Below are 26,267 nucleotides of genomic sequence, written 5' to 3'. Positions count from 1 at the left end.
CTCCTAACATTTATACGCCGGAAGTACTGTATCCGGATAGATTTCAGTTGGATAGTTTCCTGTAAAGCATGCTTTGCAAATACCATGTGTCATCGTGTCGTTGTCTCCGACGATGCAATCTTCCAGACCTTCGACAGTCAAGAAAGACAGGGAATCTGCTTCAATCAGCTCGCGCATCTCCTCAATACTGTGGTTAGCAGCAATGAGCTCAGATGTTGTCGATGTATCAATACCGTAGAAGCACGGATTTTGAATCGGAGGAGAAGCGATGCGCACGTGCACTTCTGTTGCACCCGCTTCTTTCAGCATCCTGACGATCCGTTTGCTTGTCGTCCCCCGCACGATTGAATCATCGACCATAACTACGCGTTTACCTTCGACAATCCCGCGTACAGCCGAAAGCTTCATTTTGACGCCTTGTTCACGAAGCTCCTGTGAAGGCTGGATAAAAGTACGGCCGACATAACGGTTTTTAATCAAACCAAGCTCGTATGGAATGCCAGAAGCCTCGGAAAATCCGATAGCGGCAGAAATACTTGAATCAGGTACACCTGTTACAACATCCGCTTCAATTGGAGCTTCCTGTGCGAGCATTTTACCTGTTTTTTTACGGGAAGCATGAACATTCTGGCCGTTCAAATTAGAATCTGGACGGGAGAAGTACACATACTCCATGGAACAAAGCGATCTTTCAAGAGTGGAAGAAAAACGCTGCGTATGAAGACCAGCATCGCTGATCGTTATCAATTCGCCTGGCTCCACTTCACGTACATATTCCGCACCTGTTACATCAAAAGCACACGTTTCAGAGGAAACTACCCAAGCGTCACCAAGACGACCAAGTGACAACGGACGCAATCCCTTCGGATCGACTGCCACAAACAGCTGTGTTTCGGTAAGGATTGTAAGGCTATACGCGCCCTTGACCATGCTGAGGGCTGATTTGATTGCATCTTCCAATTCTATCTGCCCGCTCCGTTTGATCAAGTGGGCGATCACTTCTGTATCAGAGGATGTTTGCAAAATGCTTCCCTGTGCTTCCAGCTGCTGTTTCAGTCCGTATGCATTGACGAGGTTTCCATTATGCGCGATTGCCAGACTATCTTTCTGGGAGCGGAACAGCAATGGCTGTACGTTCTCATAGCCTCCTCCGCCAGCAGTAGCATAGCGGACATGACCGATAGCAGCATCGCCGTTCAGCTTGTTGAATTGTCCTTCCGAAAATACATCATTGATTAGGCCAATTCCTTTATGCAAATGAAGGTTTTCCCGATCAGTAGTGACAATACCTGCTCCCTCCTGCCCGCGGTGCTGCAGGGCATGAAGGCCATAGTACGTTACTTCTGCCGCTTTCTCATGTCCCCAAATCGCAAAGACGCCGCATTCCTCATTCAAGCCTTTGATTTCAGCAAGCATGGGATAGCTCCTTTCCAAAGTGCCTCGAGTGTTGGTACTGCTTCTGAGATGATAGATTGCCCGTCTTGTTCTACAGCAAGCTCTGCTTCCTCTGTCACCAAACCAATTTGCTTCGCTCCTGGGACTGCCTGTTCAAAAGCTGCCTGGTTTTCTGAAGAAACTGTCAAAAGAAAGCGTGACTGTGATTCACTGAAAAGTGCTGCCGTCACATCACCGTCGATTGTTACTTTAGCGCCAAGCTCTGTACCAAACAGGCTTTCCGCCAATGCAACACCAAGTCCGCCTTCTGCGAGATCATGTGCAGACGCTACGAACCCTTGCTGGATGCTGGCTAGTACTGCTTGTTGATTGCTTGCTTCCACATCTAGATCGATAGCAGGCGCTTTGCCGTAATAACGTCCTTCGAGCACATTCTGCAGCTCGCTTCCGCCGAATTCAGCCTTCGTTTCACCTAGTAAATAAATAGCATCGCCAGCTTGTTTGAATTGGCTTGTCGTTACATGTGCCAATTTCTCTACCAAGCCAACCATTCCGACAATCGGTGTCGGGAAAATCGCTTGCTGGTTGGATTCATTGTAAAGCGATACGTTACCACTGATAACTGGCGTTTCCAAAGCTAGACATGCGGCGCTCATACCATCGACGCTTTTTTCCATTTGCCAGAAGTTCTCAGGTTTATCCGGGTTTCCGAAGTTCAAGCCGTCTGTCAGCGCAAGCGGCTTCGCACCAGAGCTGATGATATTTCGAGCTGCTTCAGCCACGGCAATTTTGCCGCCGGTTTCTGGATCCAAGTAGATATAGCGGGAGTTACAATCTGTCGTCATCGCTATTGCTTTCTCTGTTCCTCGCACACGCACGATTGCAGCATCACTTCCAGGTGCGACTACTGTACTTGCACCAACCATGGAATCATATTGATCATAAACATATTCCTTGCTGGCAATTGTCGGCTGCTGCAAAAGCTGCTTCAGCATCGCTGCATGGTTCATGACAGCTGGAGTATAATCTATAGTTTGGAATTCTGTGTAATAGTCAGGTACCTTTGATTCTTTGTAATATACCGGTGCATCTTCTGCTAGGCTGTCAACTGGAATTTCTGCTGCAACTTCACCGTGATGTAAAAGACGGAACTGCTTATCATCCGTTACAGTACCTACAGCAACAGCTTGTAGTCCGTATTTTTCGAATACTTCGATGATGCCCTGCTCTTGGCCTTTCTTCACGACAAGCAGCATACGCTCCTGAGATTCGGAAAGCATCAATTCATATGGTGTCATATGCTGTTCACGCTGCGGAACAAGGTCAAGGTTCATTTCCATACCCATACCAGCTTTACTTGCCATTTCACTTGCACTAGATGTCAAACCAGCTGCGCCCATATCCTGGATACCGACAAGCGCTTCATGCTGAATCACTTCTAAGCATGCTTCGATCAAAAGTTTTTCCATGAATGGATCTCCGACCTGTACGGAAGGACGTTTTGATTCGGATTCTTCACTCAAATCTTCTGATGCAAACGTCGCACCATGGATACCATCACGGCCAGTCGGAGCACCTGCGTAGATAACGGTATTACCGACACCAGCAGCAATCCCTTTTTGAATATCCTTTTGGTCGATCAAACCAACACACATCGCATTTACAAGCGGGTTGCCTTCGTAGCTGTCATCAAACTGGATCTCGCCGCCAACAGTCGGAACACCGACACAGTTTCCGTATCCAGCAATACCGTGGACAACTTCCTCAAGCAAATATTTAACACGCGGTGTTGTCAGGTTACCGAAACGCAAACTATTCAACAGCGCAATTGGTCGAGCTCCCATAGAGAATACGTCACGAATGATACCGCCGACACCTGTAGCTGCACCTTGGTAAGGTTCGACAGCAGACGGGTGATTATGACTCTCGATTTTGAACACAACCGCTTTGTCATCCCCGATATCAACGATTCCGGCACCTTCACCTGGTCCTTGCAGGACATGCGGACCCTCCGTCGGGAATTTACGCAATAATGGCTTGGATGTTTTGTAGCTGCAATGCTCTGACCACATAACCGAGAAAATGCCTGTTTCCGTAAAATTCGGCTGTCTGCCAAGGATATTCTTAACAGATTGGAATTCCTCATCTGTCAAACCCATATCCCGATACAGACGGTCTTGTTCGATTTTTTCCGGACTGATTTCAGCTTGTTGTAACATACATTTCCCTCCAGTGTTGTAGTACGGATTGGAACATTGCCAGCCCATCGCTTGAACCGAGCAGATCCTCGACAGCTCGTTCCGGATGCGGCATCATACCTAGCACATTACCTGCTTTATTGACGATCCCGGCTATATCAGACCGAGAACCGTTCGGATTGTTCTTGTAAGTAAAAACAATCTGATTATTTTGCTTCAACTCTTCCAGTGTTGCATCGTCGCAGTAGTAATTTCCTTCACCGTGAGCGATTGGAATTTGAATTTGCTGGCCTTTCTCATAGCCGCTTGTGAACATCGTATCGTCTCTTTCGACAACGAGTGTCTCATAATGGCACATGAACTTCAGCTTTTCATTTCGCAGCATTGCACCTGGCAGCAAGCCTGTTTCCAATAAAATCTGGAAGCCATTGCACACACCAAGGACTGGTGTACCAGCTTCAGCTTTAAGCTTGATTTGGTTCAGGACATTGGAGACAGATGCGATCGCGCCGGAGCGGAGATAATCACCGTAGCTGAATCCCCCTGGAAGCAAGATAGCATCATAGTCTGCCAGATTCGCATTTTCATACCATACTAGATCGACTTCTTCTCCTAAACCGTCCTTGACCGCATGGTACATATCCCGGTCACAGTTGGAGCCTGGAAAAACGATGACAGCAAATTTCACGAGCGTATGCCCTCCTCGACTGTATAGCTGTATTCCTCCATGACAGGGTTGGCAAGAAGCTTATCACACATACGCTGTACTTCCAGCGCGACATCAGCTTCATCCGGCAGCGTTATTTCGATGTACTTACCGACACGAGTTTCTGCTACATCCGGGAATCCATTCGCCTGCAATGCTTCCTGAACAGCCTTACCTTGCGGGTCTAAAACCCCTTCTTTCAGCGTGATAAAGATTTTTACCTTTTTCATTTTGCTGCCTCCAGTCGATTTAAGATTGCATCATATACGTCGATCAAGCTACCAAGGTCTTCTCGGAATACATCCTTGTCCATCTTGCCGCCATTCTCCTTATCCCAAAGCCTGCATGTATCTGGGGAAATTTCATCTGAGAGAATGATGGAGCCGTCTTGATCACGGCCAAATTCTAGTTTGAAATCAACCAGCTGCAGGCCGACTCTATCGAAGAACGTCTGCAGATGCTGGTTGACTTCCAATGCTGCTTGCTTAATGAAGGCAAGCTCCTCCTCATTCACATCCGTCAGCAGTAATGCGTGTGCATCATTGATGATCGGATCATCCAAGCTATCATCCTTATAGTAAAGCTCTGTCAAAACGGGTTGGAAAACTGTCTTTTCCGGAATACCAAGCCTTCTTGTAATGCTTCCTGCTGCAACATTCCGAACGACTACTTCAAGCGGTACAATCGTCGTCTTCTTTACTAGCTGCTCCGTTTCACTGAGCGGCTTGATAAAGTGCGAGGATATGCCCTGCTCTTTCAAGTACTCGAAGATATGGGTCGAGATAAGATTGTTGTAACGGCCTTTTCCTTCAAAGCTTGCTTTCTTCTTACCATTAAATGCTGTTGCATCATTTTTATAAGACAGCACGAGCTCTTGCTCATTTTCGGCTGATTGAAACACTTGCTTGGCTTTTCCTTCGTACAGCAATTTTCCTCTCACGTTCTCCACCCCGTTTGTCAAAGTATTATTCTAATCCGATCTTATGGAAAATCTGATCTACATTCTTCAAGTGGTACGTATAGTCGAAGCAGTCATCAATTTCTTCCTGGCTAAGGAATGCAGAGATTTCTGTTGTTGCTTCGATAAGCTGCTTGAACTGTGTTTCTGTTTCCCATGCTTCCATCGCTTTCGGCTGAACGATATCATACGCCTGCTCACGGCTCATGCCTTTATCGATTAGCGCAAGTAGTACACGCTGGGAGAAGATAACGCCGTATGTGCGATCGATATTACGCTTCATGTTTTCCGGGAAGACCGTCAAATTCTTCACGATGTTAGAGAAGCGGCTCAGCATATAATCTAACGCGATTGTCGCATCCGGCAAGATGACACGTTCGGCAGATGAATGAGAGATATCGCGTTCATGCCAAAGGGCAACGTTCTCGTAAGCTGTGACCATGTGTCCACGGATCAGACGGGACATGCCGACCATATTCTCAGATCCAATGGGATTACGTTTATGAGGCATCGCAGAAGAACCTTTTTGGCCTTTAGCGAAGAACTCTTCCACTTCACGCGTTTCTGTTTTTTGAAGACCGCGGATTTCAGTCGCGAATTTCTCGATGCTAGTTGCAATCAATGCCAATGTGCCCATGTATTGTGCATGGCGGTCACGCTGCAATGTTTGCGTGGATACTGGTGCTGGCTTCAAGCCTAGCTTCTTAGTGACGTATTTCTCCACGTACGGATCGATATTCGCATATGTACCGACCGCACCGGAAAGCTTGCCGTATTGGATCGTATCAGCAGCAGCGTCAAAACGCTCCAGATTACGTTTCATTTCTTCATACCATAATGCCATTTTCAAACCGAAAGTCGTTGGCTCAGCATGAACTCCATGTGTACGTCCCATCATGACCGTATGCTTATGTTCCTTCGCTTTCGCTTCCAAAATCTCGATGAAATTGACGATGCCTTTGCGAATGATTTGGTTCGCCTGCAGCAAAAGATAGGATAAAGCTGTGTCGACTACATCTGTGGATGTCAGGCCGTAATGCACCCATTTGCGTTCTTCGCCCAATGTCTCGGATACTGCGCGAGTGAAAGCAACAACATCATGACGTGTCTCCTGCTCGATTTCCAAAATACGATTAATATCGAAGGATGCATTTTCACGCAATGCTTTTACATCTGATTCAGGGATGATGCCTAGATCACTCCATGCTTCACATGCCAAGATCTCGACTTCAAGCCACGCCTTGTATTTATTTTCATCCGTCCAAATGTTGCCCATTTCTTCTCTTGTATAACGTTCAATCATGCTTTGTTTCCTCCTAGTGATCGTGTAAAAGCGTCGGTTGCGTCCAGCAAGGCCTTACGTGACGTACCCACCATTGTGAAATGCCCCATTTTCCTTTTGGGCTTGGCTTCTTGCTTGCCGTAATCATGGATGTGGGCTAATGGTCTGTCAGGCTGCTGCCAGTACTGGTCCAGCTCTTCTCCTAATAAATTTATCATAACGGCGGCCCCGATAAAATGGACCGACAAAAGAGGCAGTGCGCAAATGGCGCGGATATGCTGCTCGAATTGCGATACCGTACAAGCTTCAATTGTATAATGACCGGAATTATGCGGTCGCGGTGCCACTTCATTCATATAAAGCTCATCGCCTGAGACGAACATCTCGACGGTAAATGTACCGACAACTCCGGCTGCTTCTGCCAGCTTTCCAGCAGCAGTACGCGCTTGCTCCGCCACATTCTCAGAGACAGTTGCAGGTGCAATCGTCCGATAAAGGATGTGATCACGGTGTTCATTTTCTGCCACCGGAAAATAAGTAATTTCTCCATCCTTGCCTCTAGTCAGCACAACCGATATCTCCTTATCGAATGTAAGCCATGATTCAACAATGCAGCGTCCATTTTGCCGGACGAATGCAGCAGCTTCTTGCAAGTCATCCTTAGACTCCAGTTTTAGCTGTCCTTTGCCATCGTATCCGCCGCGGCAAGTTTTTACGACCGATGGAAAACCGATTTCTCTAACACCTGTCAGCAGTTCCTTTTCATCTGTGACTATTGTAAAGGGCGCTACGGGAAGATTCAGTTCCTTCATGAGATTCTTTTCATTCGCTCGATCTCGGCTGATTTCCAAAAGAAGGGAGCCTTGTGGAAGTTTCCCCTTTTCCTCTAGCAGTCTTGCTGCATCCAAATCGACGTTTTCGAATTCATAGGTGACAACATCGCTTAAGCTCTCTAGTTTCCGGATAGCGTCCCTATCATCATAGGCTGCTTCAATATGCAAGTCCGCTACTTGTGCAGCTGGACAATCGTGCGTAGGATCGAGGACAATAATTCGGTATCCCATATGCTTAGCAGTTATAGCCATCATGCGGCCAAGCTGCCCGCCTCCAAGAATGCCGATAGTGATGATATTATTTGGTCGCAAGCTGATTCCTCATTTCCGCTACTTGTTTCTTCATCCCTTGCTGATAATCCAGCAGACGTTCAGCAATTTGTTTGTCATGAGTACCGAGAATTTGGGCCGCCAGGATGCCGGCATTTTTAGCTCCTGCTTTTCCGATTGCTACCGTAGCTACTGGAACACCGCCTGGCATCTGAACGATAGAGAGCAAAGAATCCATTCCATCAAGCGCTTTTGTCTGTACTGGAACACCGATCACAGGCAACGTCGTCTTGCTTGCCACCATTCCTGGCAAATGGGCTGCACCGCCTGCTCCAGCAATGATAACTTTCAAGCCTTTTTCTCTAGCACTCGCTGCATAGTCAAACATATCCTCAGGTGTACGATGAGCTGAAATCACTTCTTTCTCAAAAGAAATATCCAGCTCTTCCAATAGCTTGCACGCATGCTCCATTGTCTCCCAATCAGAGATGCTTCCCATGATGATTCCAATCTCCGCCATCCAATCCCTCTTTTCTCTTTTTGCCGTAAAAAAAGCCTATTCACCTCTCCCGCTAACTGAGAGAAGACGAATAGGCATACGGTGTCGTAGGCTCATAATCATGCAGTCCATCTTCCCTCATAGTCCGCCATTTACGGTAGCAGGTAGAGACTTCCGGACCGTATTTCCGGAAATATATGAGGTACGATCTATAAAGCACAGCTTCACATCTCACGCTGTAGTGTTGTCAAATCTAGCCGTGTCTTTCATGCATGTTTATGATAACAATTCTGACACACATCGTCAATGAAAAAATCGAACGATGATTATATTGTTATATTTAATGTTCGGTTTTTAGTAATTTTGTATCAAAAATAACTTTTCTTCCAATAGGTTCTACCTTCTTTGCCCCATTCTCGGTGGTTTCCCGAAAGACCGGTTCTTCCACTTTCCGGACTGGCAGATAGCCCTCTGCTTTGATACGATCCAAGCAAGCATCGATTGTCTCATTCTCACCGAGCTCAAATCGTTTCTTTGCTGGTTTCTTTTCTTTTGGCATTACGGATACGCTCCCTCTTTACACTTTTCACCCAGAAACCGCCAAAGATTTGACGAGGCTCGTAGGCAATGATAAAAGCCTTCGGATCGACTTCCTTAATTGCCTCATACAACTGGAGCTCGTATTTACGAGGCGTCAGAATTTGCATGGCGAGGCGATCCCCATCCATTCCATAAGCAAACCAGCTGGTGACACCATACCCTTTCTCCCGCAGTCTTCTCGTGAACTCGATACTCGGGTCAGACGAGATAACATTGACGGTAATATAGCCGAGTGCAAGCTTCTCCTCTATCTTCGAACCAAGAATAACACCAATCCCGAAACCAAGTGCGTAGGCAATCAGGTTCTGGATTTGATCCAAGTTATCTAGAACTAAGCCGAGACCAATCGTATAGATCGTAACCTCGAAAACACTAACGAATGCTGCTATATAACGCCGTCCCTTCAATGTCAAAATCACCCGTAATGTATTCAGGCTCACATAAACAATATTGACGACAAAGATAATCAATAACATGACGAGTGGGATTTCTAACAACTTACTTCCTCCTTCTTGCTAATAAAAAATTGCTGCTTATGTGTATCAGTAGCCGTACTGCTTACGTTTTCGTCTTCGAAACAAATGAATCGGTATGGCAATCAAAATGACTAGCGCCATAATGCTGGCAACTGCTGTAATTGCCGGAAAGTTCTCCGCTCTCGCAGAAGCAATAGCCACATATGCCCAAATGAACACGAGTGGATAGATACTATCACGGAAAACATGCATGAAGCCAATTGCCAGAACAGCACCGACTATCAGCAAAATGATTGTCCAAACTTCTCCTGACAAAAGCCACCCTTCAATATTATCTACCCCAAGCGATACAAAGAGAATTCCGACGTTCAGAATTGTCGCGACGGAAACCCAGCCGATATAGATTGAAAACGGAAACAAATCAAATTTCCGGCGGTCAGATGAAGTGGAGATGGCTTGATACAGGATGATCAAGGAGATTAACAGTCCCACCATCGGAATGATGGAAATACTAAACAGCTGATAATGGAAGCTGAAAAGCCAAGCGATGTTAAAGATACAGCTTGCAATGAATGCTCCAGCTGCTCTTCCATACCACTCTGTTTCGCGTGTCGACCGCAAGAATAAGCGGATGACCCAAATAAAAGCGAATAGATAAATGACTCCCCAAATGCTGAAAGCATATCCTGCTGGCTGAAATAGTACGCCAAGTTGATCAGATAATTGACGGGTGTTTTTCCCACCGAGCGGCAAGGCGTTGGATAGATAATTGACGACGATGGCTGCGATAAATGCCAGTAAGCTGAACCAAGCCAGCTTCACTGAACGGTTACTCATAGAAACTCCTCCTCCTCGCCCGCTGACAGACGATTGTAATCTCTCGTAAGTATAATACAATTATACCCGTCACCGTTGCAATCAACGCATAAAGGTAAAATCCGATCACAAATCTGTCATATATCTCCTATAAAAAAGCCGCCCCAATAGGAGCGGCTTCTATTTATGCCAAAAAGATGAAGTACAAGATGAATACGACGAACAAGAACCACATAACTGGGTGGATCTCTTTTACACGCCCTTTTACAAGCAACGTAAGCGGATAGAAAATAAATCCGACCGCAATACCAGTAGCAATACTGCCTGTGAGCGGCATCATGAGAATTGTGAAGAAGGCTGGTACAGCCAACTCTACTTTATCCCATTCAATTTCCTTCAAGGAAGAACACATCAGTACACCAACCACGATCAAGGCCGGCGCTGTCACTTCGTTGGTAATGACAGACAATAGCGGACTGAAAAATAGTGCCAAAAGGAAACAAATCGCAGTTACTACAGCTGTAAATCCTGATCTTCCGCCTGCGCCTACACCTGTTGTTGATTCAACATATGCAGTTGTGTTTGAAGTACCAAGCACTGCACCTGCAACAGTAGCACCAGAATCAGCAAGTAAAGCCTGACCTGGATTTGGAAGCTTGCCGTCTTTCATCAAACCAGCTTTGGTAGCTACTGCAACCAATGTACCAGCTGTATCAAAGAAATCCACGAATAAGAAAGTCAAGATGACAGTCAGCATTTGAATCGTGAAGATATCACCGAAATGCGCAAATGCTGCCCCGAATGTAGGAGCAAGACTTGGTACGCTTCCGACAACGTCTCCGACTGCCGTTGGCGGATCAATCAATCCGACAACCATACCAGCTACTGCAGTAATGATCATTCCAATGAAGATCGCTGCGCGGAATCCTTTTACCAAGAGAATTGCTGTCACAAAAATACCAAAGATAGCTAACAGTGCTGGACCGCTATGGATATCTCCAAGAGCCACAACTGTATCCTCACTCATCACAACGAGGTTAGCGTTCTTTAAACCGATGAAAGCTATGAAAAGACCAATACCAGCGCCGACAGCCAATTTCAAAGTCGGTGGAATTGAGTTAATCAAAAGCTCACGTAAACCCGAGAGAGAAAGAATCATGAAAATGACACCGGAAGCAAAAACGCCTGCCAATGCTGTTTCCCACGGAATACCATAAGTTAGAACAACTGTAAAAGCGAAAAAGGCATTCAATCCCATACCAGGAGCGAGCGCAATCGGCAATTTAGCGAATACTCCCATTATCAATGTACCAATCGCGGAAGCAATCGCTGTTGCAGTGAAAATTGCACCCGCATCCATACGGCCTCCAGGAATTGCGCTGTCCGGCACACCTTGCAGAGTCAGAACATTAGGATTAACGAACAGGATGTACGCCATCGACAGGAATGTTGTGATACCGGCGATAATCTCAGTTCGGTAAGACGTGTTCAATTCATCAAAACGGAAAAAACGTTTCATAACTTGTTACTCCTCCTGTTGCTTCGATTGGGCAGGATAAGCTTTCAAATAAAAAACACTTCTGCCCTAAGAGCAAGAAGCGTTTCCTATCTACACCACATCTGCGTATGTAACTCAGATTGAGAGGTCAGCGTAGTCAGGTTAATGACGGTAACCTGGTAGAAACTCATGGGCCATATTCCCAAAATTATACGAAGACGAAAAATATATAGTATTAATACTCTTTCACTATAAAAGCATTCTGCCTGCTTCGTCAATGTTTTTTCGGTAAATGTACCTAAGAATAGTATTAGTAATCGTTTCCATCTTATTCAGCTGATAGTGGATTGTACCTTTTCTGCATTTTGTTCTTCGAAATATGATTGAATAATTGCGTGGTCAGAATGCGGAATAGCCTTTCCTCTGACGAACTGTGCACCATTGATTTGTCCGCCTGTAAGCAGGACAATATCTCCTTCCCGACTCAGATCGAGCGCAAGACAGACAGCTTTGGCTCTCGTCTGTGCCGTGGACACATTCTGCACCCGGTCACTAAAACCCTTACATACCGCATCGATGATGTTTTTTGGATCATGATGACCTGGATGATCAACAGACACAACAATCTCATCTGCTCTTCCCTCAATTGTCTGCGCCATTTTCGGCATCTTCCCGAAATCCCTGATGCCGACTCCCAATATCATTACGATCAAGCGACGATGCGGAATAGCATTCACCGCTGTTAATAACTGATCCAATGCAGCTGGAGTGTGGGCATAATCAAGAATAATTTTCCTGCTGCCGTACTGTTCGATTACTTCAAAACGCCCTTCAGGATTCTCCATTGTAACTAAGACATCCACGATTGATTCCAAATCGTAACCAAGATGCATTGCTGTTCCAACTGCAGCAAGAAGATTAGACACGTTGTACGCACCATAAATCGGTGCACGAATCGTATATGTTTTTCCATTTGTATAAAGCTCAAATTGGATACCATGCGCATCTGTCTGAAGATTTGATGCAATCAAATCTGCCTCGCTATTTTTCTTAAGACTATATGTCAGCAGCTTCCCTTGGAACGTATCCAGAATATCCTGCGCCATTCCTTCGTCGTCGATATTTACGATTGCAGTAGCGGCTTGCTCAAACAATTTCATCTTCGCCTGCTTGTAATTATCCATTGTTTCATGGTATTCCAAGTGCTCTGGAGATAAATTTGTATGAATTGCAACATCAAATGTCATGGCTGCCGTACGCTTCTGATCCAATGCAATAGACGTTGCCTCCATAACTACCGCTTTTTCGCCCTCCGATTCCAGCAATTTGAAAAGCGCATGCAAATCAGCAGATTCAGGCGTAGTAGGCGTGCTTTTAAAGAAGTCGAGCTTCTCTTTGGACGTAACAATACCGCATGTTCCAATTGACGTTGTCCGAAGCTGGAGCTGATTCAACAAGGAACGGACATACGCCGCTACTGTCGTCTTCCCATTTGTTCCGGTGACAGCAACTGTAACAAGCTTTGTCCAAGCCTCATCTGATAGCAGCACTGCCAACTGTGCCATCGCCAGCCGGGCATCCTCTACAACAAGGAAGGTGCAATCCTCAAACTGGCGATAATAGGATTTCAGCAGATCTTCATTTGTTCCTACAATGATAGAAGCACCTTGTGCAATGCTATCCTCTATAAAAGCGTGCCCATCATGGTTATCCCCTTGGATACAAACGAAAACATCATGTTTCGTTACGTAACGGGAATCAAAACGGACAATATTGGCAATCGTACTAGAAGCACCGTAAATACGCTTAAAATTGACCTTATTCTGTTTCATTAAATTGATAATCATGGCTACCCCCTGTATTTCCGGTCCAAGTATTTTCTTTTTTTACCCGAAATTTACGGCGGTTATACCATTTCTTCAAAAAACATGCTCCAAGCCCTATAACTCTTCCACATTCAACCATTGATTGCCAGCTTTATACACTTTATAATGTAAACATGCTACATCAAAGGTGTTGACAGACAGTGAAGAAATATTTCATCGGCAGCCGTGTCATCAAGACAGGGATTGCTGTGTTTTTTACTGCATTAATTTGTGAAATTGTACACATATCACCGGCTTTTGCGGTTATTGCAGCTATCGTGACGATAGAGCCGACAATTCATGCATCCATACAAAAAGGTCTGATCCGTTTACCAGCCAGTATGGTCGGAGCAGCATTTTCTGTTCTTTCGATTTATTTATTCGGAGCTTCTCCGCTGACCTACACGGCAGCGGCTTTTTTGACGATTCTGGTTTGCTTTAAATTAAAACTCCATGCAGGTTTGATTGTAGCGACAATTACAGCAGTTGCTATGATTGACGTGGAACATACAAGTTTATGGGCAGATTTCTGGGCCCGGCTCGGCGGAAGCGTTATTGGAATTATCATTTCAACATTGGTTAATATGCTTATCCTGCCGCCAGATTACTTTAAGAAATCTCGTCAGCAGTTAGATTTAGTTATTTCGCATACGAATGAGCTGATCCATGCTTTCGTTGATATAAGGATCAGGAAAACACAAGGTGACCAGCCTGTCCACAGTTTAACGGCATCGTTCAGCAAACTGACAGATGAACGGCTGCTCCTGGAACAGTATGTGCAGCACCAGCAGATGGAAATGCGATATCATCTTCCGAATTCGAAAGCAAAAGCAGTATTAGATAAAGAAGCAGCCCTAACTCAGAAGCTGAAGCTGATTCATTATCATCTTTGGAATTTGATTCACGCAGGGCGCAGCGACAGACAGCTGCATTGGAATACAGAACAGCGCAACCGCTTCGGTGCAGCTGCTGAAGCAGTTCAAGGGAAACTATCACATTGGATGAAGGAAGATCAAGTGTCAGGCGAAAAGCAGTTTCAGGACTTGTTCCAGTTATTCTGGAGCATCGATATGCCGAAGGATCCGTCAGATGGCTACTTCCCGATTGAAAGTATCTATCTGTACGAACTGCTATCCATACACGAGCTTGTTTATGACCAGAAATCCGGTAAAACTCATCTGCTTGTACAAAAAGAGGCCATGCTATCTGATTGATAGCATGGCCTCTTTCCTTTATTCCCACTCGATTGTTGCAGGTGGCTTACTCGTCACGTCATACACGACGCGGTTTACATGTTTCACTTCATTGACGAAACGTACAGAGATACGCTCCAATACATCCCATGGGATACGTGCCCAGTCGGAGGTCATACCATCAATAGAAGTTACCGCACGAATTCCTAGTGTGTAGTCATACGTACGAGCATCTCCCATTACACCGACGCTCTTGAATCCTGGAAGGACCGTGAAGTACTGCCAGATATCGCGTTCAAGACCTGCTTTTGCAACCTCTTCATGTAGAATCGCATCGGATTCGCGCACGATTTCCAGCTTCTCTTCTGTAATTTCACCGATAACACGGATTGCTAGTCCAGGCCCAGGGAATGGCTGACGGTGAACGATCGCGTCCGGCAAACCAAGCTCAGTTCCTAGTTCACGTACTTCATCTTTGAACAATGTTTTCAATGGTTCGATCAATTCGAACTGCATATCTTCTGGCAGTCCGCCCACGTTATGGTGAGATTTAATTGTCTGTGCTGTTTCTGTACCGCTTTCTACGATATCCGTATACAGTGTACCTTGTGCAAGGAAGTCCATGTTTTCAAGCTTGGATGCTTCATCATCGAATACATAGATGAATTCATTACCAATGATCTTACGTTTCTGTTCTGGATCTGAAACGCCTTTCAGCTTGCCCAAGAAACGGTCTTGTGCATGCACTGCAACCAAATTGATTTTAAATTCGTCACGGAAAGTCTTCTCGACCATTGCGCCTTCGTTTTTACGAAGCAAACCATGGTCCACAAAAATACATGTCAGCTGATCGCCGATTGCTTTGTGGATAAGGGCAGCTACTACGGAAGAGTCTACACCGCCGCTCAATGCGCAAAGAACGTTTTTGTCGCCGACTTGCTGACGAATTTTTTCTGTTTCCATTTCGATGAAGTTTTCCATCGTCCATTCCGCTTTTGCATGGCAGACGTCGAAAACGAACTGCTTCAGCATATGGTTTCCGTACTCGGAATGGCGCACTTCAGGGTGGTACTGAACACCATAAAGGTTACGTTCTTTGTTGCTGATGGCAGCAACTGGGGTGGACGGGCTTGTCGCATCAACGCTGAAGCCTGGTGCTGGATCCAATACTTTATCACCATGGCTCATCCAGACTAGCTGTTTTTCCGGTGAATCTTTAAAGATGACAGATGGGTTTGTCAATGTAATTTCCGCACGGCCGTATTCCCGGCTGTCAGCACGCTGAACATTTCCGCCGAAATGCTGCGTCATTAGCTGCATACCATAGCAGATACCCAATACTGGAATTCCAAGTTCGAAGATTTCTTCGTCACAACGGAAACTGTTTTCGTCATATACACTGTGCGGTCCGCCGGAAAGGATGATTCCTTTCGGGTTCATCTTACGAATCTCATCTGCTGTCAGTTTGTGGGAATGTAATTCGCTGTATACACCGAACTCCCGGATCCTTCTTGTGATTAATTGATTGTACTGGCTTCCAAAGTCCAGTACCAATATCATATCTGTATCGATATCCAAAGTCTGTCCACTCCTTCATTATTCTCTAGATATAAGCAGGTTGGGTGCATGCACCACATTTTACCTTTATCACGTCTTGAAAAAACAGAAGCTGAATTCGCGCCATGTTTAAGGCGGAATCCAGCAAAAGTAACGTTGTCGGCTCAAGCCTTCACAAACGTCAGCAGCACTAAACTGCGTCCTTCTGAAGGTGCTTATTGCCTCTTATTCTATCAATGTGCCCAAAATGGGTCAAGATGCCGCTTGTTTAATTAAATTTTCCCACAATTCGACGGCATTTATCCATGCAGGTGCGCTTTTTTCGTTGCGGTACAAGATTCTTTCGTATTCGCTCGTTAGTTCAGACATCTGTTTATTGCCGAATTCCCGATCAATTGTAATGGCATATTCCCTGAGCGTCTGACCGGAATGACGTTTAAAGCCCTTATGCGCTAGCAGGCGCAGCAAATAATGATAGGCTTTCTCATATGTCTCCTCAGATTGTTCATTTCGGTATTTTCGAATGTAATAAGCTGTCAGCCATTTGTAGCGGGTGAAATACAGGGCAAGTGCTGCTATAAGAAATACTGCCGACGGAATGACCCAATACAGTGGATGAATGGAAGCCCTATCCGTTTGACTATCTGCCGCCTGTTCTTCTTCCTGCTGCTGCTCTTCTGGCTGCTCTGGAGCCGGGCTTTGTTCTTCTTCTTCTGGCGTTTCTGTTTCTGCTTCCGGAGTCTCTGGCGTCTCATCTTCTTCGCTAGTAAACTCTGCTGGGTTTGTAAATCCTTGAGTTGGTTCAAATGGAACCCAACCAGTTTCCGGGAAATACACTTCTACCCATGAATGAGCATTTCCGTTCGTAATTAGATAAGAGGACATACCATCAAGGGTAGATACACTTGGGTTCGACCCAGGCTGTCCTGCTGTGAACCCTTTCACCCAGCGCGCAGGAATATCCGCTGCTCGTAACAGTACAACCATTGCAGACGAGAAGTTATCACAATAGCCGATTTTGCTTTCAAATAGAAACTGATCGACATAATCCTGATCATCTTCTGGTACAGGTATATCCTGTGTCTGGTATTGAAAGCCATTCTGATTGAAATATTGTTCCACTGCCTTTGCCTTATCATACCGTGTATCGGCAGAAGAAGTGATCTCCTCGGCTAATTCACGGACACGCTCCGGCAAATATTCAGGCAGCTGCGTATAACGATAATGGGTATTGTCATCATCCAGCTCAGAATCATTGCGCAGATCATCGATATTATACTGTGGTTCTTCAAAGGCAATCGTATAATTCTCATCTGGATATTGTGCTCGATTGAATGTTTCTACGACACCGAAATCAGAATCAACAGCAGCTCCTACCTGACCGCTGAAAAATGTCTGCACACCATAAGGATATACGAGCCTGTCCAGTATTTGATTTTGACTTGGATAGACAATCGCTTCCCGCGCTTCAGTGGCTACATTTTCTGTGTAAAGATCAATACCGACTTGGTCTCCGCTTTGGAAGCTTTGCGGTTCTGCCTCCCTTGAACGTTCCCAGCCCTTGCCTGTATACACATCCTTACTGTCAACACGCCAATAGCCGCTTGCTTCTGTTGCTGCCCAGAATGCGATTGAATTGTCCTGAACAAACGGACCTCCAAGACGGGAATCATTTTCTCCGTAGCCTACTTTTTGGATGCCGCCTTCCCCTTCATTTTCATTGTTGTTATCTGACATCGTTTGGATAAATGGCACAGGATCAGCCCATTGCGGCGGCAGCTTCGGTGCTGCATAGCCTACTGCAGCGGAAACAGCAAGTATGGAGAGTAGCGGGATGCTCCACAGCAGCACCTGCTTCGGAAACTTCCGTTTTTCTCTGCCTTGATATAATTTTGCAAAAGTAGAAATTCCCATCGCAAAAAAGCTGATCAGAAAGACACGGACAATTGCTCCGCTGCCATCGTAAGGGGTAAATGTATCAAGAATCCCGATGTAAAGGAAAGTCATGATAATAAAGAAAAAAATACGATTGACTACGATGAACCAGTAATAAAGCAAATAGCTCATCAGCCAGAGCAAAGTCAAAAATAGTAACGTTCTAAAAAATGGTGTCAACGAGACAAAATCACCCGTAAACAGCAATTGGAGATTATTTTCAAGCTCCGTTAGGATAAACGTAAACCAGCTTCCGGATATTAAGTTTTCCTGAATAAGAAATACTTGCAGAACTATTACCATTAAAATAAACTTCAGCAAAAAGCTGACCCACCAGCGCAGTTTAAGCGCGGACAGCAAAAAGCAGATTGCTGTAAATACTACAAAGATGGGCAAATTGCCTGTATCACTAATCTGATCAAGCGGACGGAGCCATTCCCAAAACAAGAGGAATCCACACACAAAGATGAGATAACGCAGCCACTGTAATTGACCGATTTTTCTACGCATTTTGCTGCACCTCCGTTTGGACCGTTTGCTGTATCGGATAGATATCCATCTGATGACCAAGCTGACGAACTTCCCGTATTAGGTTCTTTTCCTTTGTTCCTACTTCTGCATGACGACAGATGTATAAAACGGTCAGTATATAACCGCTTTGCCTTAATTTGCGGAGCACTGCCAGCTCCCGACTGTCCAAATCAGTTGTTACATAATAAACTGTTGAACCTTTAGGTTGTCGAGACAGTTCTGCTGCTAAAGCTTGGAGCCGCGTCTGTTCCTGCTCCTGTTTCACAGTAGTCAAATACTGCTGCACACGCTGAAGCTGAGCACTGCCCATTGCAGCTGGCAGCCACTTAGCTGAATTGCCGATGCTCATGAAGCCGACTTGCTCATTTCTGCTTTTCAGCTTCTGGTAGACAGAAAAAGCAATGACGACGCTATATTCAAAAAGTTCTTCTGTCTGCTTTGCTCCTCTTCTATCGAAAACTACAAGTACATCCGCGCTTTTTTCCTGTTCGAATTCTTTCGTCATCATATCTTGTTTCCTGGCAGACGCTTTCCAGTCGATCCAGCTGAACCGGTCACCTGGGGTGTACTCCCGAATGCCAGAGACAACGCTAGTCTGCTTTGAACGCGGAGCATAGGCAACAGCAGCACCTTCTTCAAAAACGCTTTGCGGGTTCCCAACTGTAATCTCCCTTTCAGCTGGATAAACATGCAGCTTCTGAACGACTTCAAAAACCGCTTCTTTTTCGACCAGCTTAAACGGGTCGCCAGTACGCAGACGAATTTGATAGAAGCTATGCTCCCCTCGAGGAAGCCTGTCCAGCACATATTGGATTCTAAGATTCCTCCGAAACCAAGGAAATAGAATATGCTGCTTCGGCTGACGAGATTGGGCAAACTGCAGGGTTCCGTCTGGTCGGCTTACTTTGAGCAGAGATCGGTCATAAAGATCTTCCATTTCCAAATATATAAGCGGGAAGGGAAAACGGCGGGTCAAACTGACTTCGACAGTTACTTCTCCACCGCTCCTGATATATGTTTTGGAAAGCGTACGATCCACCTTCCAGCTAGCAAGCGGGTAGCACAGCACCAGCAGCACATAAAGCAGAATCGGAAGAAAAGCATAAAACAGAAACCAGCTGACAAAACCGCCTTGGAACATGCTGTAACAGAATAGGATGGCAGCCAGCAAGACGATGCCTCCGAGCCTAAAGGCGAACCGGAACTTACCTTTCATGTACAGATTCCCTCTCTACAGGTACATCCACTGCTTCCAGCAGACGCTGGACCAATCTTTCAGGTGTCAGGCCATCGTAGCGTGCTTCTGAACGGAGTAAAATCCGGTGGCCAAGTACAAACGGCGCCAAAACTTGTACATCATCCGGTAAACAATAGTCGCGATTATGGATATAAGCATAAGCCTTCGCTGCCCGCATCATGGCAATGGATCCGCGCGGGCTAAGTCCTAAATAAACATCTGGATGACTGCGGGATATCTGCGCTAAATCTACTATATACTGCTGTATCTGAGGAGCGACATACACATTGGCTGCTGCTTCCTGCATTTTTAGTAGATCTGCTTTAGTCATAACTGGCTCAACACGATTAATTGGATGTTTCATACCAACAGAATCAAGCATCTGCATTTCTTCTTGTGCATTCGGATATCCCATTCGCAGCTTCAGAAGGAAGCGATCTAACTGTGCTTCAGGCAGCGAATACGTACCTTCGTAGTCGACAGGATTCTGTGTTGCCATGACTAAAAAAGGATCCGCTAGCGGCAGTGCATTACCCTCTACTGTAATATTCTTCTCCTCCATCGCCTCAAGCAAAGCAGACTGTGTCTTTGGAGATGTACGGTTAATCTCATCGGCAAGCACGATATTCCCTAAAATAGGTCCAGGACGGAACTCGAATTCTAGCGTTTTTGGGTTGTAGATAGAAACACCTGTAACGTCAGATGGCAATAAATCAGGTGTGAATTGGATACGTTTGAAATCACAATCAACTGAACGAGCAAGGGAGCGGACCAGCATCGTTTTACCGACACCAGGTACGTCTTCCAGTAAAACATGACCCCCAGCAAGGAGTGCAGTCAGACTAAGTACAATTGGTTCTTCTTTTCCAATGATTACTTTATTAATATTATCTATAATCCGCGAGACTGACGGATGATAGATTGATAGCTTCGTCATACAAGCATTCCCTTCAAATTGGATTCGACAGAATATTTTGGACAAGTGTTCCTTATATGTTACCTGCCATATACGGCTTGCCGCAAGCTATATACTTGTAAATTTATTGTCATAACAAAAAGAAGGCACACTTTGTGCACCTTCCTTTTAAATTAGGATTCACGAACCCTTTTCGGTTTGACTTCCTGCCATTTGAATATTTTATTAAGGAAGTTAAAGATATGCTTGGATTCTTTTGTCATCAATGGGCCAAGTATGGCAAGAATCAGCACATACAACGCTGAGAACGGCTGCAGCACACCCATAAGTCCTCCGGCCAAACCTATATTGGCCATGATAATAGAAAATTCTCCACGAGAGACAATGGTCAGACCGATGTTCGTGGACGCTTTATGTGATAGACCTGCCCGCCGCCCTGCGATCATACCAGCAACAAAGTTACCGATTATTGTGATGGCTACAGCTCCGAGTGCAAGCCATACAGCGTCTCCCAGTGTAGTCGGATCGATACTCAAACCAAAGCTGAAGAAGAAGATGGCTCCGAAGAAATCACGGAATGGGACAACCATATGCTCGATCCGTTCACCTTGATCGGTTTCAGAGAATACAAGTCCGAGTAAGAGGGCTCCGATTGCTTCGGCTACATGGATTGTCTCCGAGAAGCCTGCGATAAAGAATAGTGATGCGAAAATGACGATGATAAATATCTCATTTGAGGAGATACGTAGAAGCTTGCTTAAAAGAGGTGCTGCTTTCCGTGCAATGACGAAGAACAACAGCATGTAACCTAGCGCGATCAGAATGGACAGGATTGTTCCTCCCAAGGAACTGGAGTCTCCTAATACCAAGCCTGATACAGTGGATAAATAAACTGCGAGGAAAATGTCCTCAAACATAATGATACCTAGAATCAATTCAGTTTCCGTATTACCGGTACGACGTAAATCTACAAGAACTTTTGCGACGATCGCACTGGAACTGATTGTTATGACACCTGCAATAATCAATGTTTCCTTGATTGGAAAACCGAGTATAAACGGATACAGGAAGCCGAGGGCAAAGTTGATACCGATATAGATACTGCCGCCTACAACAATATTTTTACCTGATTTAATCAGTTTCCCTATTGAGAATTCCAACCCTAGATAGAACAGGAGGAATAGAACACCAATTCGTCCGAGGAATGCAATGATATCTTCACTGTGGACAAACTGGAGATTAATAATGCCAAAACTAGGTGCATGTGGTCCGACCAGCATCCCGATGATAATGAGGAACGGGATGATGGAGAAGTTTAACTTGTTGGCAAGTATGGCTGCGATTGCAATTAAAACAAGCGCAGTCCCTACTTCAAATACTAAATGGTCCATAGCCTATCCCCTTTCTTTCAAGAATAATTCACTGTTGGCACGTTTAATATCGGCCCGCTCTCCTGAAATAACAATAGTATCTCCACTCTTGAATGCTGTATCGACACCAGGGTTCAGCTGCTTCGAATGATTCTTGCGAACGATTCCAATGATGTTGATGTTGTAATTCTGGCGGATACCGATCTCTCCAATGGTCTTCCCGATGATCGGAGCATTGGGGCCAAGCTTATACCATTCGATCACAAGGTCATCGAATGCGACTTCAATTGTTTCCACTGCCTTCGGCTTATACGTCATGCCGCCGATGATGGAAGCGAGCTGTCTTGCCTCAGAGTCGGTGAAAGTAACACCGGAGATGCTTTCATCCAAATCTTCGTCATCGTAATGGTAAACTTCCCGACGGCCATCGTCATGGATGATAACGACTACCTTATCGTCATTATCCGTCATAAGCTCGAACTTTTTCCCGATACCCGGCAAATCTGATTCACGGATGTTCATACTGATGCCTCCTATTTCAATTGTTTTGCCTTCCGGACGACTTCCTTGAACTTACTGTCACTTAGTATTTCCTGCAGATCGTGGATCGAATCAAGATCCGCCTTCGCCATGAACACGATACCGCCTTCTTCAACAAATGCGACATGTTCTCCTTCTTTGACGCTGAGCACATCCCGGATATGTTTCGGAACGGTGATCTGCCCTTTTGAACTAAGCTTTGCTAACTCCATGATTTCGCCCTTCTTTCAAGTTTTCCTTACATTCTTTACTTTCTTTACAACTAAAGTTTACTATACATTCAGGATAGGTGCAAATAGCGCGCTTACATTACTGAATGTTTTCTATCATTGCTGTTCAATAATTTGTCACAATCAATCAAGGTTTATTTTGCCAATTTACACTAGTCAACTTACTGCATATCCTTTATACTATAAACAAGAACAAACGTTCTAATTTATAGAGCATACCTAGGAGGACGAACAGCCAGATGCAATTTCGATACGCATATACTGCAGGCAAAGAAGCAGTTATCCGGCATGAGCTAGAGCGGAGCATTTCCGATTATGTAAAGGAAATCATCCCGGATGCACATCGACTCTATTCCAAGAAGACAGCTTCAACTAATAAAGGACAAATTCGACAGGATTGGCGCAATATCATAAATAAGGATGGCCAGGAAATAAACCAGATCTATATTGAGATGTACAAAGAACTAGCAGATGGGTCTTCCTATTACATTGCTGATGTCGAATTGGCAAAATAAAAAACGATGCGGAATTTCCGCATCGTTTCGTGTTTTTTATTGATAATAATTCTCCAGTCCCTGCACAATTCCAGATGCAGCTTTTTCCTGATAGCTGCTTGTTGCCAGATTAGCAGATTCTGCTGAATTGGTAATATAACCAATTTCCGCTAAGATCGCTGGTGCATTGGTATTACGCAGGACACTGAAATCAGCTGCCTGTGTACCTCGGTCAATCGATCCAAGCTGAGAAGAAAGATTATCCTGTACTTTCGAAGCGAGCTGGACACTCGTATCTCCATCCGGATAATAATAAACTTCCGTACCGCTGACGTATTCCTCTGAAGTAGCATTCAAGTGAATACTTACGAACATAGATGCATTCGCAGCATTTGACATGGCTGCTCTTGCTTCCAGCGCTACAAATGTATCATCATCCCGCGTCATGATTACATTTGCGCCTAAATTCTCCAGCTGTGCTTGTGTTTTTAATGCAATGGACAGGACGACGGACTTCTCATAAAAGTAATCCCCGATAGCGCCGCTGTCTTTTCCGCCATGACCTGCATCAATTACAATAGTTTTTCCTTTTAACGGTGACAGGCTGTAAGATGCTTCATTTTCACTTGTCGTAATGAAGTCCATGCTCACATAACCCGTTGTTCCATTATGTTCAATTTGTGCCCAATTATTATCAATCGAAAGAATAGAGACAGCATCACCATTATACAGACTGTCTACTACAGAAGCTGACATATCCGGAGTTGATCGGACATTCAACGACGTGGCAACTTGGACATAGCCTTCGGTTGCGTCAGCAGTCTGTGAAGTCTGCTGCACATCTGCTTGTGCAGAACCCGAGTCTTGGGCTCCGCTGACAAACACCATACTTATGTATCCTTCTTGCCCATAATAATCTATCTTGCCCCAGTCATGATTGACTTCCTTAATTTCAATTGCTTGTCCGCCTTGCAGTTTACCAATTACTTCTGCAGCATTAGAAGGCTCTGCTCTTACATTCAGAGACGTTGATACGTCGATAGTTCCGCTATTCGCATAACTCGTTGCCGGCATAAAAGCAACAACTGCTATAAGTGCGATAATAAAGACCAACAGCGAGCGGTGCGTCAGATGTTTTCCTAGCATACGATTTCCCCTTCCGTGTTTGTAGAATTTTGTAGATTCGCCATCCATTATAGATGAATATGTTACCAATTAATAGTCTAATAGTCTTGCCAAATATTTTACAATTCCTCTCCTTAAAGGAAATCAGAGCTTTTATGCGCTACTTGATCAAGTCAATGAAAGTAAAAGGCAGCAAATACTAGATTTGCTGCCTTTTACCGGAATAAATAAATAGATTATTCTGTGTATTCTTTTACTCCTTGCACAAGTCCAGTGGCTGCTTTGTCCTGATATGCACTCGATGCCAGCTTACCCGCTTCTGCAGCATTTGTGACGAACCCGATCTCTGCTAGTATAGCAGGCATGCTTGTGTTTCGAAGAACATTGAAATCAGCACTCTTAATGCCACGATTACGTGATCCAAGCTGGTTCACGAGACCACTTTGCACACTGTTCGCTAGTGATTGGCCGCTAGATGACCTAGGATAATAATAGACTTCCGTGCCGCTAGCAGATGTTGCCGAGGAAGCATTTGCATGAATACTCACAAATACATCCGCTCCTGCTGCATTTGCCTTAGCAGCTCGATCTTCCAGCTCAATGAATGTATCCCCTGATCTAGTCATGATCACATCAGCACCTTGTGCTTTGAGCTTCGCTTCTGTTTTCTGTGCAATAGGCAGAACAACATTCTTTTCGAGCACACCGTTTGCGACAGCACCGCTGTCCTTGCCGCCATGCCCAGCATCAATAGCAATTGTCTTTCCTTCTAATGCACCAGAACCTGTCTGTATGTAAGTCATGCTTACATAACCTGTTTTGCCTTTGTATGTAATCTTGCCCCAGCTGTTTGTCACTTCCAACAGATTGACTGTCTCGCCCGGTTGAAGACTCCCGATAATAGCGGAAGAAGTGGACGGCTCTGCCCGGACATTTAAAGTCGTATCAACATCAACAGTGCCGCTTTGGGCGAAACTCGTTGATGGATAGAGCAGAATAAATGCGCCAAAAAGAACTAAAATCCCTATAAGTAACTGTCGTTTCATATACATGCATGTCCTCCTTTGCTGATACTAATCAGATATTGTCACAATTATAGAGGACATGCTGTATAGCAGATAGACCCAAACCGGTAAAGGGTGCGGACTGTCTAGATGCCATACTTGTTTTTCCAGACATGGGTGCATCTGCATAACCTTTTTCCCATTACTAAACTGCCATGATTCGTTAACGGTTAGCATAAATCTGTTCTGTTCTGTACTGTGTGAATAAACCTCAATAATATTTCCGAATGGATCCTGGCAGTATACAAGACAATAACCTTTTTCTTCATCCAGCGTCCATATTTTGCTGATGATTTTTCCGCCTGTCTTCTCTATTTTTTTTGCCATGCCATGCACATCTCCACCTTCTGCTACTACACATAAATGGAATATTCCTGGTTCCCAAGGTTTTCTAGACGCCTCTCCTCTTGTTTCCGGCACAACAAACTCGAATAATTCAATACCAACTTGATTTGATGCACTCATATGGACATTCCGGATGTGCTTCACTTTCTCTCCCTGAAGATCACGGGTCATGTCACCTTCTTCTGTTTTCATGTCGAAGGGTCCAGCAATGATCCGGAAGCCTAATGCCTCCTTATACCAATTGATTGCAGCATCGAGATTGGAAACCGTCATGCCAATATGCGTTATTGCCGTCATTGCGCATCTTCCTTTCCAATTTTTAGATGATATTTAC

Annotated in this window: 25 protein-coding genes and 2 riboswitches; of the genes, 2 read left to right on the top strand and 23 right to left on the bottom strand. The window is 45.0% G+C overall.

Features of this window, described 5'->3' with window-relative positions:
* Positions 1–3: 3 nt before the first annotated feature.
* The 13 genes from purF to ACH6C1_RS16425 form a co-directional block, all read right to left on the bottom strand.
* Positions 4–1,416, bottom strand: a complete 1,413-nt coding sequence (gene purF / locus ACH6C1_RS16485) for an amidophosphoribosyltransferase (protein WP_095218836.1) — start codon at positions 1,414–1,416, stop codon at positions 4–6.
* Complete coding sequence (gene purL, locus ACH6C1_RS16480; protein WP_374078956.1) at positions 1,392–3,614, bottom strand: phosphoribosylformylglycinamidine synthase subunit PurL; 2,223 nt, start codon at positions 3,612–3,614, stop codon at positions 1,392–1,394. Before purL ends, purF begins: the two co-directional genes overlap by 25 nt.
* On the bottom strand, positions 3,598–4,281 hold the full coding sequence (purQ, locus tag ACH6C1_RS16475) for a phosphoribosylformylglycinamidine synthase subunit PurQ (RefSeq protein WP_095270904.1): 684 nt from the start codon (positions 4,279–4,281) through the stop codon (positions 3,598–3,600). The genes purL and purQ overlap by 17 nt, the downstream gene beginning before the upstream one ends.
* Positions 4,278–4,529, bottom strand: coding sequence for a phosphoribosylformylglycinamidine synthase subunit PurS (purS, locus tag ACH6C1_RS16470; RefSeq protein WP_374078954.1), 252 nt, complete (start codon positions 4,527–4,529; stop codon positions 4,278–4,280). The genes purQ and purS overlap by 4 nt, the downstream gene beginning before the upstream one ends.
* Positions 4,526–5,239 carry a phosphoribosylaminoimidazolesuccinocarboxamide synthase gene (gene purC, locus ACH6C1_RS16465; RefSeq protein WP_175074157.1) on the bottom strand — a complete coding sequence of 238 codons (714 nt, stop codon included), beginning with the start codon at positions 5,237–5,239 and terminating at the stop codon, positions 4,526–4,528. The genes purS and purC overlap by 4 nt, the downstream gene beginning before the upstream one ends.
* A gap of 25 nt (positions 5,240–5,264) precedes the next feature.
* On the bottom strand, positions 5,265–6,560 hold the full coding sequence (gene purB, locus ACH6C1_RS16460) for an adenylosuccinate lyase (protein ID WP_095218841.1): 1,296 nt from the start codon (positions 6,558–6,560) through the stop codon (positions 5,265–5,267).
* Positions 6,557–7,684: a 5-(carboxyamino)imidazole ribonucleotide synthase gene (gene purK, locus ACH6C1_RS16455; protein ID WP_374078951.1), complete on the bottom strand. Its 1,128-nt coding sequence runs from the start codon at positions 7,682–7,684 to the stop codon at positions 6,557–6,559. Before purK ends, purB begins: the two co-directional genes overlap by 4 nt.
* The gene (gene purE, locus ACH6C1_RS16450) at positions 7,671–8,162 is read right to left on the bottom strand and encodes a 5-(carboxyamino)imidazole ribonucleotide mutase (protein ID WP_095218843.1); all 492 of its coding nucleotides are present in this window, start codon (positions 8,160–8,162) and stop codon (positions 7,671–7,673) included. Before purE ends, purK begins: the two co-directional genes overlap by 14 nt.
* 100 nt (positions 8,163–8,262) lie before the next feature.
* Positions 8,263–8,362, bottom strand: a riboswitch (purine riboswitch).
* Positions 8,363–8,481: 119 nt separating this feature from the next.
* The gene (locus ACH6C1_RS16445) at positions 8,482–8,700 is read right to left on the bottom strand and encodes an NETI motif-containing protein (RefSeq protein ID WP_095270896.1); all 219 of its coding nucleotides are present in this window, start codon (positions 8,698–8,700) and stop codon (positions 8,482–8,484) included.
* Positions 8,663–9,238: a DUF2179 domain-containing protein gene (locus tag ACH6C1_RS16440; RefSeq protein ID WP_095218845.1), complete on the bottom strand. Its 576-nt coding sequence runs from the start codon at positions 9,236–9,238 to the stop codon at positions 8,663–8,665. The genes ACH6C1_RS16445 and ACH6C1_RS16440 overlap by 38 nt, the downstream gene beginning before the upstream one ends.
* 45 nt (positions 9,239–9,283) lie before the next feature.
* The gene (locus tag ACH6C1_RS16435; RefSeq protein WP_374078946.1) at positions 9,284–10,054 is read right to left on the bottom strand and encodes a tryptophan-rich sensory protein; all 771 of its coding nucleotides are present in this window, start codon (positions 10,052–10,054) and stop codon (positions 9,284–9,286) included.
* A gap of 163 nt (positions 10,055–10,217) precedes the next feature.
* On the bottom strand, positions 10,218–11,552 hold the full coding sequence (locus ACH6C1_RS16430; RefSeq protein ID WP_095218847.1) for an NCS2 family permease: 1,335 nt from the start codon (positions 11,550–11,552) through the stop codon (positions 10,218–10,220).
* 113 nt (positions 11,553–11,665) lie between these two features.
* Positions 11,666–11,767: riboswitch (purine riboswitch) on the bottom strand.
* 96 nt (positions 11,768–11,863) lie between these two features.
* Positions 11,864–13,378, bottom strand: a complete 1,515-nt coding sequence (locus ACH6C1_RS16425) for a UDP-N-acetylmuramoyl-L-alanyl-D-glutamate--2,6-diaminopimelate ligase (RefSeq protein WP_374078944.1) — start codon at positions 13,376–13,378, stop codon at positions 11,864–11,866.
* Positions 13,379–13,557: 179 nt separating this feature from the next.
* On the opposite strand from ACH6C1_RS16425, the gene ACH6C1_RS16420 reads away from it, so the two are divergent.
* Positions 13,558–14,610, top strand: a complete 1,053-nt coding sequence (locus ACH6C1_RS16420) for an FUSC family protein (RefSeq protein WP_374078941.1) — start codon at positions 13,558–13,560, stop codon at positions 14,608–14,610.
* An 18-nt stretch (positions 14,611–14,628) separates the two neighbouring features.
* Here the strand turns inward: ACH6C1_RS16420 and guaA are convergent, their stop codons facing one another.
* The 7 genes from guaA to ACH6C1_RS16385 all read right to left on the bottom strand — a co-directional run bounded on the left by guaA (position 14,629) and on the right by ACH6C1_RS16385 (position 22,887).
* The gene (guaA, locus tag ACH6C1_RS16415; protein ID WP_095270865.1) at positions 14,629–16,149 is read right to left on the bottom strand and encodes a glutamine-hydrolyzing GMP synthase; all 1,521 of its coding nucleotides are present in this window, start codon (positions 16,147–16,149) and stop codon (positions 14,629–14,631) included.
* A 249-nt stretch (positions 16,150–16,398) separates the two neighbouring features.
* On the bottom strand, positions 16,399–18,591 hold the full coding sequence (locus ACH6C1_RS16410) for a DUF4129 domain-containing transglutaminase family protein (RefSeq protein ID WP_374078939.1): 2,193 nt from the start codon (positions 18,589–18,591) through the stop codon (positions 16,399–16,401).
* Positions 18,584–19,828, bottom strand: coding sequence for a DUF58 domain-containing protein (locus ACH6C1_RS16405; protein ID WP_374078937.1), 1,245 nt, complete (start codon positions 19,826–19,828; stop codon positions 18,584–18,586). Before ACH6C1_RS16405 ends, ACH6C1_RS16410 begins: the two co-directional genes overlap by 8 nt.
* A complete protein-coding gene (locus ACH6C1_RS16400; protein WP_374078934.1) occupies positions 19,818–20,786 on the bottom strand; it encodes an AAA family ATPase in 969 nt (322 codons plus the stop codon). Before ACH6C1_RS16400 ends, ACH6C1_RS16405 begins: the two co-directional genes overlap by 11 nt.
* A gap of 152 nt (positions 20,787–20,938) precedes the next feature.
* Positions 20,939–22,156, bottom strand: coding sequence for a cation:proton antiporter (locus ACH6C1_RS16395; protein ID WP_095218853.1), 1,218 nt, complete (start codon positions 22,154–22,156; stop codon positions 20,939–20,941).
* A 3-nt stretch (positions 22,157–22,159) separates the two neighbouring features.
* Complete coding sequence (locus tag ACH6C1_RS16390; RefSeq protein ID WP_038558500.1) at positions 22,160–22,657, bottom strand: cation:proton antiporter regulatory subunit; 498 nt, start codon at positions 22,655–22,657, stop codon at positions 22,160–22,162.
* 11 nt (positions 22,658–22,668) lie between these two features.
* Positions 22,669–22,887: an AbrB/MazE/SpoVT family DNA-binding domain-containing protein gene (locus ACH6C1_RS16385; protein ID WP_038558498.1), complete on the bottom strand. Its 219-nt coding sequence runs from the start codon at positions 22,885–22,887 to the stop codon at positions 22,669–22,671.
* A 257-nt stretch (positions 22,888–23,144) separates the two neighbouring features.
* Here ACH6C1_RS16385 and ACH6C1_RS16380 point away from each other — a divergent pair, with 257 nt between their 5' ends.
* Positions 23,145–23,420: a hypothetical protein gene (locus tag ACH6C1_RS16380; RefSeq protein WP_175074147.1), complete on the top strand. Its 276-nt coding sequence runs from the start codon at positions 23,145–23,147 to the stop codon at positions 23,418–23,420.
* Positions 23,421–23,456: 36 nt separating this feature from the next.
* On the opposite strand, the gene ACH6C1_RS16375 is transcribed toward ACH6C1_RS16380, so the two are convergent.
* The 3 genes from ACH6C1_RS16375 to ACH6C1_RS16365 all read right to left on the bottom strand — a co-directional run bounded on the left by ACH6C1_RS16375 (position 23,457) and on the right by ACH6C1_RS16365 (position 26,230).
* Positions 23,457–24,545, bottom strand: coding sequence for an N-acetylmuramoyl-L-alanine amidase family protein (locus tag ACH6C1_RS16375; protein WP_374078930.1), 1,089 nt, complete (start codon positions 24,543–24,545; stop codon positions 23,457–23,459).
* 215 nt (positions 24,546–24,760) lie between these two features.
* Positions 24,761–25,576 carry an N-acetylmuramoyl-L-alanine amidase gene (locus tag ACH6C1_RS16370; protein ID WP_374078927.1) on the bottom strand — a complete coding sequence of 272 codons (816 nt, stop codon included), beginning with the start codon at positions 25,574–25,576 and terminating at the stop codon, positions 24,761–24,763.
* A gap of 21 nt (positions 25,577–25,597) precedes the next feature.
* Positions 25,598–26,230, bottom strand: a complete 633-nt coding sequence (locus ACH6C1_RS16365) for a VOC family protein (RefSeq protein ID WP_374078924.1) — start codon at positions 26,228–26,230, stop codon at positions 25,598–25,600.
* Positions 26,231–26,267: the final 37 nt, after the last annotated feature.

Source organism: Terribacillus sp. JSM ZJ617 (genome assembly GCF_044383785.1).
Classification (GTDB): domain Bacteria; phylum Bacillota; class Bacilli; order Bacillales; family Amphibacillaceae; genus Terribacillus.
This window is presented reverse-complemented; position numbering and strand designations above follow the sequence as displayed.